This window comes from Salirhabdus euzebyi, assembly GCF_014207435.1.
Classification (GTDB): domain Bacteria; phylum Bacillota; class Bacilli; order Bacillales; family Alkalibacillaceae; genus Salirhabdus; species Salirhabdus euzebyi.
This window is the reverse complement of record NZ_JACHGH010000014.1, coordinates 1-12558: the sequence shown is the minus strand read 5'-3', so window position 1 is coordinate 12558 and position 12558 is coordinate 1. Positions and strand designations below refer to the sequence as shown.

The following is a 12558-nucleotide window of genomic DNA, read 5'->3' as shown; positions in this document are numbered from 1 at the left end:
ATTTAAAGCGTTTACATCTTAATTCTTATTTTAATATGTCACAATTAGTTTTTCAAGCCTAATTAGTATAACATTTTTAAATAAATAAAGATTAATTATGTTTACGAACCGAATTTTATTTCTTATTATGTTTATTAATACGTTATCTATGTTATTTATTTGAATTTTCTGTCATAGCTATTAACAACATGTTATGATAGGAATATATGAAGTTAGGGGTGATAAGATGAGTAAGAGCACCTTTATTTATGTAGACAAGGAAGAGAATCTAACTTTAGAACAAGTACGAGACTATTTACATTATTACCAAGACATCACTACCAAAACAGGAGAACAATTAGACTGGAATTATCAACAACATGCTTTTCCATATGTAATGAGTGTGCAAAAAGATAATAAAGGGCATTACATTTGGTTAAAAGGTATGCAGGACAGGTACCATCACATTTTAATTGGGATTGGAAAAAGGGACGACAAGCAATTCGTTCAAATCACCTTACCTATCGATGCTACACACGGGGATAAAGCCAAAGCGAATGAATTTGCAAAATTTCTAACGAAAAAACTTAATGGCAAGCTTCAGCTGTTTAATGGAAGAGTAATGAATTAACTAACTCTATACATGATGCGGAGTGTGATAGTATGAAAAGAGAAGAACAAGTAAGAAAAAGCATGCAACAAGCTAAGGCAAGTATAGAAATTGAAGGATTTGTGATTTCTAAAGAACAGGAAGATTTAGTTTTTAAAAAGCTAATGGGAGAAATAACACAAGAGCAGTTTGATAAACTCGCATTAGAATTAGCAAGTAAAGCAGAATAAAAATAAATGGCACATCCCAGTTAACAGGATGTGCTTTTTTTAATACATCTTTATGGTGTTTTAATTAAATTCGGATCAACCATTTCATATCCTTGGTCTCTTAAACCTTTTACAATGTCTGCCAATGCTGCGGCTGTCCATTCACGGTCATGCATCAACAAATTCGCCCCTGGCTTTAGTAAGGAATATGGGACATCGACTAATGGGCCTTCCCCTGTAATCATGGCGGTTTTTAGTTTTTCCGCATCCATGTATGGAGCAAAATAGTCATACCCATATGTCCAGTTCATTAATGTCATACCCTCTTCTGCTACGAGTTCCTTTGCAAAATCTGTGTTCACACCATGAGGAGCTCTAAAAAACTTCGGGCGCTTCCCTGTGATATCTTCAATTTGATCACTTAATTTTATTATTTCATCACGTTGTTGTTCTTCTGAAATGGTATCTAGCTTCGTATGACTATAAGTATGGTTACCAATTTCAAAACCCATGTCGGCAATTTGCTTTAATTTTTCTTGCTCTTCCTCTGTATCAATAAAATGACCATTTACAAAAAATATTGCAGGTGCTTCCAGTTTTTTTAACGTTTCTGCCATTTCAACACCGTAAGTTTCTGGGGCGTCATCAATCGTCAGGAGAACCACTTTCTCGTTCGTTCCTTCTTCTATAGGTTTTATGCTCCAATCACTGGAAACCTCATACAATGGAGTTACTGGTTCGGGCTCCAAAGGTTCCTCTTCCTCTACGGGGGTTTCTGTTTCTGAAGGGGTATCCTCTTCGTTATTTATAGGTTCTTGTTCTTCTGGGTTGTTATCAGTCTGCTCTTGTTCAGCTGTATCTTTTGGTTCTTCCTTAGGTGCTGTATCTTCGTTTGATGTACAACCAACTAATAATAAGACTAACATAATAAACGTAATTATTTTCCTCATTGGATCTCCCCCTATGCTGTGTATTATACTGCTTTCTGTTTCATTATAAATTATTTTGCTCTAAAAGTAAGTATCAATTAATTAGTACTTGAAAGATTTGATGGCCCGTATATATAGCGAAAAAGCTACCTATTATGTATAAACAACGAACACCATGATGCCTAATAAATTTTCTTCCCAAATAAAAAGCCATTAGAAAAAACCACACAAAACATAGCACGATTGCCAATGGGTGATCCTTAGAAGAAATATGGATGATTAATATATAAAAACTCCATAAAATCAACATATATTGCACAAAAATCCACTTTGTCATAATCTTCATCCTTCTACATTTTCCTTTTCCATACAATATATGTTTGAATATGGACGACTATTTTTGATTTTTATGTAAATGTAATGAAAAAATAATTCTAGTGAATGAATATGACTTTGGACACTATACAAATAGAAAATGGCAATAAATAATAGATTTAGATACATGTAGGAGGAAACCGATATGGGGATGAAGCAATCAGAAGGGCATTTGATAAATTTTTTATTTTATAGTATTCGTCTTAGCTGGTTTATTTTGTGGATGTTTCTTTTTATTAGCATTGATATTTTCCATCAACTCTCTGTCCCATTTTGGTTACTGATCGTATGGTTGTCAGTTGCTTATCTCGTTCCACAATTACTATTAGTATTTGTTCCAAAATCACGCCTTCCTTATTATCAATCAGAGCTGTTACTCACGTGGAGTCTGTATACTTATTTATTATTAATTGCGAAAACAGATTCTTCCTTGCTGTTAATCCCTCTGATTGGTTTGGGGCTTTATTTCACTTACAATAAAAAAACGTGGTGGATTGTTTGCTCGATTATTTTATTAACTCCCATTTTCGGACTTGTTTTAGGGGAATCGTATACAGTTATGCTCACACACCTTTTAAATAATAGTATAGCTTTGGGAGTTGGCTATGCCTTTCACTTTATGGGAGTTCTGTTAAGGGAAAATCAGAGGCAATATTCGTTAATACATGACCAAAAAATTATATTGGAGCAGTACGCAGACAAGGTTGAATACTTAACACTTTTAGAGGAGAGAAACCGGATGGCACGGGAATTACATGATACAGCAGGACATACGTTTACCTCTGTTATTGTGGGCATAGACGGTGTTATTGCTAATTTAAAGCGGTCTGATCAAGAAAGAGCACTTAAAAAACTACAGTTGTTACGCAATGTCACAAGTAAAGGGCTCGATGAAATAAGAGCCAACATTCATAGCGTAGTAGATCAAGAAAATAAGGAATCTTTGAATCGGAAGTTAACATCCTTGGCGAATGAATTTGGCGTACATACAGGAACCTCTATTCATTATCAGCAAACCGGAGAAGAACATGAGCTAAGCAGTCATGTTCAACACACTTTTCTTCGTTGTTTACAAGAAGCACTTACAAATTCAAAACGGCATGGAAATGCTCAAAATGTATACATATCGTTAGACTATGGAACAGACTTGACCATTTTAACAATAAGGGACGATGGTAGAGGGAATGATCAAATTCAATTGGGATTTGGAATCAACAGCATGAAACAGCGGCTGCAATCCCTGCATGGCACATTACATATTTCAACGACAAAAAATGTTGGGATGGTAGTCTCTTGTTCCATTCCAAACTAAAGAGGAGTTATTAGATGAAAAAGATAAGGTTACTCATTGTTGATGATCAAGAGATTATTCGTGAGGGATTAAATGATATTTTCCTTTTAGATGACGACATTGAAGTCATAGGATTAGCCGAAAATGGACAAAAAGCTATTCAATTTATCGAGAAGGAACAGCTGGACATTATTTTAATGGATGTACATATGCCGATGATGGACGGAGTGGAGGCCACAAAAATAATGAAAGAAAAATGGCCTCATATTCGAATCATCATACTGACTACTTTCCGTGAAATTGAATTAGTAACAGAAGCATTAAAAGCAGGTGCAGAGGGGTATCTTTTGAAAGCTATAAAACCAAATGATTTAATTGCAGGAGTTAAGTTTATTTCCCATGGAGGAACGTTTATTTCCAAGGAAATTGCTAATTTATTGATCAATCAAATAAAAATTGCCCCAGTTAAAGAACTTACAAAAGGAAAAAACTATCAACTAACAGAACGGGAAACAGAAGTCTTAACCTGTTTAGCAAATGGGATGAACAACGGAGAAATTGCATCCCATTTGTTTTTATCAGAAGGGACAGTCAAAAATTATATTTCTAACATTTACTCGAAATTTGAAATCCATGATAGGTTAAAGGTTGCGAGAAAAGCTATAGATGAAGGGGTTATATGACTTCAGTCACAATCTAACTTGTCATTCTTTTTTCTGACTTCAGTCACTATTCGTGCTCTTTCCGATATCAGATAATGTGATAGACGACAGAAGGAGTTGGAAAAATGAAACAGAAAAAAGGGAAAATGTTCCTGATATGTATGTTGTTTAGCTTGTTTTTTAGCCATGTAAGTTTTCCGGTACAAGCAGAAGTGAATGAATCCACTTTAAAGAAAATTGAAACGTATTTAAAGCAACAAATGGAGGAACAAGCTATTGCTGGCTTATCTTATGCTATTGTAGACGAAAAAGGTGTTATCCACTCAGGTGCTTTCGGAAATGCCGATATTGAAAAAAAGTTAACACCCCAAACACCAATGCGCCTAGCTTCACTTAGTAAATCTTTCACAGCATTAGCCATTATGCAATTAGTAGAGAAAGGGCAAATAGATTTAGATGCACCAGTAACAACTTATATTCCTTGGTTTTCTTTTAAAAGTACAGATCTTTCTAAACAAATATCAATTAGAAATTTGTTAAATCAGACAAGCGGTATTCCAGCTGAAGGTGAAATTATTCTAGGCACAAAATTAATTGACCTTTCATTAGAAGAAACAGTAAAGCTATTTAAGCAGATCGAGCTTAAACAACATGCTGGAGTTAAATTCGAATATACGAACTTAAACTACATTACTTTAGGTTTAATAGTCGAATACGTAACAGGTGAACCTTTGGCTTCCTATTTACAAAAAAATATTTTGCATCCATTGAAAATGAATGAATCATATGTGTCTGTAAAAAATGCTGAACAAAATGGTTTATCTAAGGGCTACACATCATGGTTTGGATTCTTGTTACCTACTTCCACAGTGATGAGTGATTTACCTAACTTTCTAGCAAGCGGATATATGGTTTCTAGTGCTGAAGATATGGCTCGATATGTAAAAATGCATATGAATGAAGGAGAAGTGGAAGGAAAACAGTTACTTGGTAAGGAAGGTATCAAATCATTACATACACCAATTGCTGAAGCAAAAATGTACCTAAATGATGAGTTTTTTGGACATTATGCAATGGGATGGTGGGAAAGAACTGTACATGGGACTCGTGTTATAGGGCATTCAGGAGATTTATTTTCTGCTGCAAGAACAGACATGTACATTCTGCCTGAGCATGACATAGGTTTAGTTGTTCTGACAAATACCAATAACGGAACCTTCGCTCCAGGTAATTCCCATATTAGTACAGATGGTGTCATCAACTTATTGACTGGTAAATTACCAACACATGATGATACACAAACATTTAAAAGTTATTATCTAATTTTTAATGTTGTTTCTTTCATACTAGTACTTACTCTAATTTTCTACCTTGTACGAATGATAAGGAAAAAACCAACGAGATTGAAAGTGTGGTCATTCGTAGGATTATTATTACAGTTCATCTTACCAACAATCCTACTCCTATTTGGACCCCATTTACTACATGTTCCTTCCTGGACCTTTATATACAGCATTCAAACAGATTTGATTGCTAGTTTGATCGTTTTGTTCATCACTTTAATAGTAATAGCCTTAATTGGTTTATATAAAGGCTTTCGGAGTTTGAGAATCTTTAAACGAATAAATTTTCCACATAAAAAGACTCTCTGAAATTAATTCAGAGAGTCTTGTTTAATTATTTTGCAATATGAATTGGCATTCCAAGTGCTACTTCAGCAGCTTCCATTGTAATCTCACCTAATGTAGGATGAGCATGAATAGTAAGTGCCAAGTCTTCTGCAGTCATTCCTGCTTCAATTGCAAGGCCAAGTTCAGCAATAACATCACTTGCATTTGGACCTGCAACCTGTGCCCCAATTACTAAACCATCTTCTTTGCGAGTAATTAGTTTCACAAATCCGTCTGTATCATTTAATGATAATGCACGGCCGTTAGCAGCGAATGGGAATTTAGAAGCTTTCACTTCATAACCAGCTTCTTTTGCTTCTTTTTCTGAATACCCAACACTTGCAAGCTCTGGGTCAGAGAAAACAACTGCAGGAATACCTAAGTAATCAATCTCAGATTTTTCTCCGCTGATTGCTTCTGCTGCAATTTTACCTTCATAAGAAGCTTTATGAGCTAGTGGCGGTCCTTCAACTACATCACCAATTGCATAAATGTTGCTTACGTTTGTACGACACTGCTTATCAATTTTAATAATGCCTCTGTCAGTAAGTTCAACTCCAGCTTGCTCTAAGCCAAGTTCATCTGTATTAGGACGACGACCAACAGTTACTAATAAATATTCTGCATCCACTGTTTCTTCTTTACCATTAACTTCATACGTAACAGTAACTCCAGAATCAGTTTCTTTAACTCCTTTTGCCATCGCTTTTGTAATAATATTCGTACCTTTTTTCTTCAAGCGCTTTTTCACTATGGAAGACATTTGCTTTTCAAAACCGCCTAAAATCTCATCCGTTCCTTCTAAGATAGTAACCTCTGTTCCGAAATTAGCATAAGCAGTTCCTAATTCTGTACCGATATAGCCTCCACCAATAACAACCATGCTCTTTGGAATCTCTTTTAAGTTAAGAGCTCCAGTAGAATCTAGGACACGGTTTGTATATTTGAATGCTCCTAATTCGATTGGACGAGAACCAGTCGCAATAATCGCATTATTGAACTTATAAGTTTGGGAATTCTTATCGTCCATGATCTTTGCCGTATTTTGGTCAACAAAGTATGCTTCCCCTTTTACGATATCAACCTTGTTTGCTTTAAGTAGGCCTTCTACCCCACCAGTGAGCTTATTTACAACGCTCTGTTTCCATTTTTGCACTTTAGAGAAATCAACTGTAACGTTCTCAGCTGTAATTCCCATATCATCTGAATGTTGAGCATGTTCATAGCGATGTGCTGCTGAAATTAGTGCTTTAGAAGGAATACACCCTATGTTTAAACAAACACCACCAAGGTTTCCTTTATCAACGATTGTTACTTTTTGACCCAATTGCGCTGCTCTAATTGCAGCCACATATCCCCCAGGGCCTGCTCCAACGACTAGTGTGTCTACTTCAACTGGAAAATCTCCTACTACCATACTTTACGCCTCCATCATAATAAGTTGTGGATCGTTCAGCAAACGCTTAATGTGATTCAACGCAAGCTGAGCAGTTGCACCATCAATCATACGGTGATCAAAGCTTAAGGAAAGAGCAAGTACTGGTGCTACAACAATTTCACCATTACGTACAACCGGTTTTTCAGAAATACGACCAATACCTAAAATAGCTACTTCAGGGTGGTTAATAACTGGTGTAAACCATTGTCCGCCTGCAGATCCAATGTTCGTGATAGTGCATGAAGCACCCTTCATTTCATCAGATGATAACTTTCCTTCACGTGCTTTGCCAGCCAATTGGTTAATTTCATCCGAAATCTCAAAAATAGATTTACGATCGGCATCTTTTACAACTGGTACGAGCAACCCTTTTTCCGTATCTGCTGCAATACCAATATTGAAATAATGCTTATGAATGATTTCTTCTGTATTGTCATCAAAAGAAGTGTTAAGTACAGGGTACTTTTTAAGCGTTGATACAAGTGCTTTAACGACATATGGTAGATAAGTAAGTTTAATCTCTTGGTCTAATGCCGCTTGCTTAAACTTCTTACGATGATTGACAAGTTCTGTTACATCGATATCATCCATTAATGTAACGTGAGGTGCAGTCTGCTTTGATTTTACCATAGCATTTGCGATTGCACGACGAATACCACTTATTTTTTCTCGAGTTTCTGGATACTGACCTTGTGGAGCAGCTGGTTTTTGTGCTGCAGCCTCTGCTTTAGGAGCCTCTTCTTGTGCAGGAGTTGCTTCTGTAGCTGCAGCTGGTTGGTCACCACTTAAGAAACGATCGATGTCTTCTTTTAAAACTCGTTCATTTTTCCCACTACCACTCACTTGCTGAATGTTTACCCCTTTTTCACGTGCATATTTACGAACAGACGGCATAGCGATTACCCGTTTTCCATCTGCTTGTTCATCTGAATCTGAGGCTTCCGTAGTAGTTTTTGGACTTTCTTCTTTCACTTCTTCTTTTGCAGGTTCTTCTGTAGGCTCTTCTGCTGGAGCATCTTCCGACTCATAACCTTCTGCGTCAAAAGTGATTAATGTATCTCCTACAATAGCAACTTCGCCTTCATTTACTTTAATAGCTGTTACTGTGCCTTCAACCGGAGATGGGATTTCCACTACCGCTTTATCGTTTTGAACTTCGCATAGTGTATCGTCTTCTTTAACTTCGTCTCCAACTTTTACGAACCACTTTACAATTTCACCTTCGTGAATACCTTCACCGATATCCGGTAACTTAAATTCGTAGGCCACTATATTTCCCTCCTATTCAATCGAATTTATTAAAAATTCATTACTTGTTTAGCTTTTTCTACGATATCTGTATGATTTGGTAACCAAACTTCTTCCGCTGCCGTAAATGGATAAACGGTATCCGGTGCCGTTACACGTAATACAGGAGCTTCTAAATGCAAGATTGCCTTTTCTTGAATTTCTGCAACAACATTAGCTCCGATACCCGCTTGACGTTGTGCTTCTTGAATAACGACAACACGATTCGTTTTCTTAACAGATTCAAGAACTGTTTCATAATCCACTGGGCTTACCGTACGAAGATCGATTACTTCTGCACTAATACCTTCTTTTTCCAGCTCATCTGCTGCCTTTAACGCTGAATGAACCATTGCGCCATATGAAACGAAAGTAATATCTTTACCTTCACGTTTAATATCTGCTTTACCAAGTTCAATTGTATATTCCTCTTCCGGTACTTCCCCACGGAAAGAACGGTATAATTTCATATGCTCTAAAAAGATAACAGGATCATTATCACGAATCGCTGAAATTAAAAGTCCTTTTGCATCGTATGGAGTCGAAGGGATAACAACTTTTAGACCTGGCTGTTGAGCAACGAGTCCTTCTAAACTATCCGCATGTAATTCTGGTGTATGAACCCCGCCACCAAAAGGAGAACGAATTGTAATTGGGGCATTTCTTGTTCCGCCAGTACGATAACGCATACGAGCTGCTTGCCCGCTAATAGCATCCATTGCTTCGTAAACGAAGCCAAAGAATTGAATTTCGGGTACAGGACGGAATCCTTGTGTAGATAAGCCCACAGCTAATCCAATAATCGCTGACTCTGCAAGCGGAGTATCAAAAACGCGATCTTCGCCAAATTCTTTTTGTAATCCTTCTGTTGCACGGAATACGCCACCATTTTGACCAACGTCTTCACCAAAGACTAAGACGTTTTCATCATTTTTTAATTCCGTACGCATTGCATCAGTTATCGCTTGAATCATCGTCATTTGAGCCATGATTTACTTCGACTCCTTTGCTTTGTATTCTTCCATCTGTTCTTGTAAGTTTGCTGGAAGTTCTTCATACATAATAGACATTAAGTCTGTAACTTTTTGTTTTTCTATTCCGTCTGCTTTCTTAATCGCGGCTTTCACTTCTTCTTTAGCCTGATCAATTACTTTCGTTTCTTCTTCTTCAGACCATAGACCTTTCTTTTCCAAAAGTTTACGGAAACGCACTAGCGGATCTTTCTTTTCCCACTCGTTATCAAGATCTTCTGTACGATATCGAGTTGGGTCGTCACCAGCCATTGTATGAGGACCATAACGATAAGTAACCGTTTCAATTAAAGAAGGACCTTCTCCATTAATAGCACGTTCACGCGCATCACGAACTGCTTTATATACAGCTAAAACATCCATACCGTCAACTCGGATCCCTGGAATTCCAACTGCTACAGCTTTCTGTGCAATTGTTTTCGCAGCAGATTGTTTTTCAACTGGTACGGAAATAGCAAAGTGGTTGTTTTGTACAACAAAAACTGCCGGAGATTTATATGCACCCGCAAAGTTCATACCTTCATAAAAATCACCTTGTGAAGCTCCACCATCACCTGTGTACGTAATAGCGATTGCTTTTTCTCCACGCTTTTGGATACCCATTGCGACACCGGCTGCTTGGATAATTTGGGCTCCAATAATGATTTGTGGGCTTAATGCATTTACACCTTCAGGCATTTGGTTACCGTGGTAATGTCCACGTGAAAACAAAAATGCTTGATAAAGTGGTAACCCGTGCCAAATAAGCTGTGGTACATCACGATATGCTGGTAAAATAAAATCTTCTTTCTCTGTTGCAAAGTGACTACCTAGTTGTGAAGCTTCCTGACCAGCTGTTGGTGCATAGAAGCCTAAGCGCCCTTGGCGATTTAAAGCGATTGAGCGTTGATCCAGAACTCGTGTATAAACCATACGACGCATAAGTTCTTTTAACTCATCATCCGATAAATCAGGCATTGCATCTTCATTAACAATTTCGCCTTCTTCATTTAATATTTGAAAAATTTCAAATTGGTTCTCGATGTTTTCAAGTACGTTTTTCATCTTGGTCACCTCTTCCTTCCTACATTAAAATTAATTCCATCATTATGTTTCCCAAAAACAACTAAGATGTACACCTTAATCTATTTTTTGCTACCTCTATGTTGTTCTCTTTTAGAAACTGTTACATAAAAATATACGAAACATAGTAGTACAATTTCGCTCTGATTGTAGTTTAGCTCAAAAGTGTTTATTTCGTCAAACAATTAATCGTTCTAGAACAGCATGTATGTAGACATGTTTTTGTGTTTTATAACAAATGGTAATATATGCATACTGTACTAGTGCAAATCATAATCTGTACCATGATTGTTTTCCGTTATTATCTCTATACCCTGTATACCTCTTGTTCCTTAATCAAAACATCCATATTAGTTTTGCACTACTTTTAAGATTTGTTACATAAAAATAAAAAAACCTTACTCCATATAAGAAGTAAGGCTTAGGTAATACTATTCAGCTTCGTATTGAACATCCAATCCAGCTGTTTCATAAAAATCTTTTTTCAGCTGATTGTATTGTTTAGTTGCTTCATTAAATTCATCGTTTGCTTCAAAGATTTTATCGTAGCTTTCATTAATTTTTTCTATTTGTGCTTCTAAATCTTCTTTCTTTAATTCTTCGTCTTTTAGCATATTGTATAACTCTTCATCTAATGTTAGAGCAGCAGAATATGCGTCATATAATGATTGGTAAGCTGTATAACGATTATCCATTGCAGTCACTAAATCACTTGCAGCAGTTTTCACTTTTTCTTCCTCTATTTCTTCTACTAACGGTAATACATTATCAAATTCTTCTTTTGCTGTTTCAATGCTTTCTTTTTCTGATTCTAATATATCTCTTCTTTGGTTAAGTAAATCAATGGCATCATTTGAAAGCTGGTCAATTTGTTCAATTTCTTCTGCACTTAAATCAATAATTTGATCGTACAGTTCTTTCTCTTGATTTTCCAGTGTTGCCATTGGCTCCTGCTGCGCTTCGAAGTTTTCTTCAAGTTCTACAGCCTTCTCCAAATGCTCGTACATTTGTTCTGAAGTAGAAGGACCATTTTGACATGCTGCCATTGCGAACATTATGAAAATTAATACTAGGATTCCTTTTACTTTCCGCAACTTCTTCTTCCTCCTTATGATGAACTACCCTTCACTAAGTATAACACAATTGATTTTTTATAATATATATGTTTTAGAAAAAAACAATTTATAAAATTCAACATTCCAAATATATTCTGCTATGTTGAAGATTATGTTACACTATTGTTTATGGATAATTGAAGTTTCAGAGGAGTGAACCATATGATTACTATGGATGATATCGTACGGGAAGGTCATCCTGTATTAAGGGAGAAAGCAAAAGAAGTTTCTCTTCCTCCTAGTAAAGAAGATAAAGAAACATTAGAAGAAATGCTTCAATACTTAAAAAATAGCCAGGATGAAGAAATAGCAACAAAATACAACCTTCGACCGGGTGTTGGTCTTGCTGCCCCACAAATAGGTCTTTCCAAAAGAATGATTGCTGTCCATTTTGTTGACTTTAATGAGAAGGAATACAGTTATGGCCTTTTCAACCCCAAAATAGTTAGCCACTCAGTAGAAGGAACTTACTTATCAACTGGTGAAGGTTGTCTTAGTGTAGATCGGGAAGTTCCGGGATATGTTCCACGTTATGCACGCATTACAGTAAAGGCTACTGATTTAGAAGGTAACGAACTAAAAATAAGATTAAAAGGTTATGCTGCTATTGTGTTTCAACATGAAATTGATCATCTAAATGGTGTAATGTTTTATGATCATATCAATTCAGAAGAACCATTTTCAATTCCGGAAAATGCCTCCGTTGCAGATCCAGAATAACTAATAAAAGAGGGTTTCGTTTAAAAACGAACCCTCTTTTATATTTGATTTTTTTTGAATAGAATGTAGTTTTACACAATAGATAGAAAATGCGACGTAACTTATGTAGGGTTTGCTCTTTGAAGCAGCTAGGTGCTAAACGGCCGCTCCGGCAGAATACTTCGCTTTCCACGGGTTCCC

Annotated in this window: 12 protein-coding genes; 6 read left to right on the top strand and 6 right to left on the bottom strand. The window is 36.4% G+C overall.

Translation table 11 applies throughout. The features are described 5' to 3' along the window. The first annotated feature begins 226 nt into the window (after positions 1–226). Complete coding sequence (locus tag HNQ94_RS17030; RefSeq protein ID WP_174497445.1) at positions 227–610, top strand: DUF1885 family protein; 384 nt, start codon at positions 227–229, stop codon at positions 608–610. A 32-nt stretch (positions 611–642) separates the two neighbouring features. Further along, complete coding sequence (locus tag HNQ94_RS17025; protein ID WP_174497444.1) at positions 643–819, top strand: antitoxin VbhA family protein; 177 nt, start codon at positions 643–645, stop codon at positions 817–819. Positions 820–869: 50 nt separating this feature from the next. Here the strand turns inward: HNQ94_RS17025 and HNQ94_RS17020 are convergent, their stop codons facing one another. Continuing rightward, positions 870–1748, bottom strand: coding sequence for a polysaccharide deacetylase family protein (locus HNQ94_RS17020; protein ID WP_174497443.1), 879 nt, complete (start codon positions 1746–1748; stop codon positions 870–872). A gap of 499 nt (positions 1749–2247) precedes the next feature. On the opposite strand from HNQ94_RS17020, the gene HNQ94_RS17015 reads away from it, so the two are divergent. The 3 genes from HNQ94_RS17015 (at position 2248) to HNQ94_RS17005 (ending at position 5707) form a co-directional block, all read left to right on the top strand. Beyond that, entirely contained in the window at positions 2248–3414 is a 1167-nt protein-coding gene (locus HNQ94_RS17015; RefSeq protein ID WP_174497442.1) for a sensor histidine kinase, read from the top strand. A gap of 14 nt (positions 3415–3428) precedes the next feature. Then, positions 3429–4076, top strand: a complete 648-nt coding sequence (locus tag HNQ94_RS17010; protein ID WP_174497441.1) for a response regulator transcription factor — start codon at positions 3429–3431, stop codon at positions 4074–4076. Positions 4077–4180: 104 nt separating this feature from the next. Continuing rightward, on the top strand, positions 4181–5707 hold the full coding sequence (locus HNQ94_RS17005) for a serine hydrolase domain-containing protein (RefSeq protein ID WP_174497440.1): 1527 nt from the start codon (positions 4181–4183) through the stop codon (positions 5705–5707). 25 nt (positions 5708–5732) lie between these two features. Here the strand turns inward: HNQ94_RS17005 and lpdA are convergent, their stop codons facing one another. From lpdA to HNQ94_RS16980, 5 genes are all read right to left on the bottom strand, one after another. After that, complete coding sequence (gene lpdA, locus HNQ94_RS17000; protein ID WP_174497439.1) at positions 5733–7142, bottom strand: dihydrolipoyl dehydrogenase; 1410 nt, start codon at positions 7140–7142, stop codon at positions 5733–5735. 3 nt (positions 7143–7145) lie between these two features. Next, positions 7146–8432 carry a dihydrolipoamide acetyltransferase family protein gene (locus HNQ94_RS16995; protein ID WP_174497438.1) on the bottom strand — a complete coding sequence of 429 codons (1287 nt, stop codon included), beginning with the start codon at positions 8430–8432 and terminating at the stop codon, positions 7146–7148. 29 nt (positions 8433–8461) lie between these two features. Beyond that, positions 8462–9439 carry an alpha-ketoacid dehydrogenase subunit beta gene (locus tag HNQ94_RS16990; protein ID WP_174497437.1) on the bottom strand — a complete coding sequence of 326 codons (978 nt, stop codon included), beginning with the start codon at positions 9437–9439 and terminating at the stop codon, positions 8462–8464. A gap of 3 nt (positions 9440–9442) precedes the next feature. Continuing rightward, positions 9443–10525, bottom strand: a complete 1083-nt coding sequence (pdhA, locus tag HNQ94_RS16985; RefSeq protein ID WP_174497436.1) for a pyruvate dehydrogenase (acetyl-transferring) E1 component subunit alpha — start codon at positions 10523–10525, stop codon at positions 9443–9445. 449 nt (positions 10526–10974) lie between these two features. Next, the gene (locus HNQ94_RS16980; RefSeq protein ID WP_246200060.1) at positions 10975–11637 is read right to left on the bottom strand and encodes a YkyA family protein; all 663 of its coding nucleotides are present in this window, start codon (positions 11635–11637) and stop codon (positions 10975–10977) included. Between the two features lie 183 nt (positions 11638–11820). On the opposite strand from HNQ94_RS16980, the gene def reads away from it, so the two are divergent. Beyond that, complete coding sequence (gene def / locus HNQ94_RS16975; RefSeq protein ID WP_174497435.1) at positions 11821–12378, top strand: peptide deformylase; 558 nt, start codon at positions 11821–11823, stop codon at positions 12376–12378. Positions 12379–12558: the final 180 nt, after the last annotated feature.

Bases quoted from the DNA above. Each gene is read 5' to 3' on its own strand.
- HNQ94_RS17030 (WP_174497445.1), top strand. From the start codon at position 227: ATGAGTAAGAGCACCTTTATTTATGTAGACAAGGAAGAGAATCTAACT.
- HNQ94_RS17025 (WP_174497444.1), top strand. From the start codon at position 643: ATGAAAAGAGAAGAACAAGTAAGAAAAAGCATGCAACAAGCTAAGGCA.
- HNQ94_RS17020 (WP_174497443.1), bottom strand. From the start codon at position 1,748: ATGAGGAAAATAATTACGTTTATTATGTTAGTCTTATTATTAGTTGGT.
- HNQ94_RS17015 (WP_174497442.1), top strand. From the start codon at position 2,248: ATGGGGATGAAGCAATCAGAAGGGCATTTGATAAATTTTTTATTTTAT.
- HNQ94_RS17010 (WP_174497441.1), top strand. From the start codon at position 3,429: ATGAAAAAGATAAGGTTACTCATTGTTGATGATCAAGAGATTATTCGT.
- HNQ94_RS17005 (WP_174497440.1), top strand. From the start codon at position 4,181: ATGAAACAGAAAAAAGGGAAAATGTTCCTGATATGTATGTTGTTTAGC.
- lpdA (WP_174497439.1), bottom strand. From the start codon at position 7,142: ATGGTAGTAGGAGATTTTCCAGTTGAAGTAGACACACTAGTCGTTGGA.
- HNQ94_RS16990 (WP_174497437.1), bottom strand. From the start codon at position 9,439: ATGGCTCAAATGACGATGATTCAAGCGATAACTGATGCAATGCGTACG.
- pdhA (WP_174497436.1), bottom strand. From the start codon at position 10,525: ATGAAAAACGTACTTGAAAACATCGAGAACCAATTTGAAATTTTTCAA.
- def (WP_174497435.1), top strand. From the start codon at position 11,821: ATGATTACTATGGATGATATCGTACGGGAAGGTCATCCTGTATTAAGG.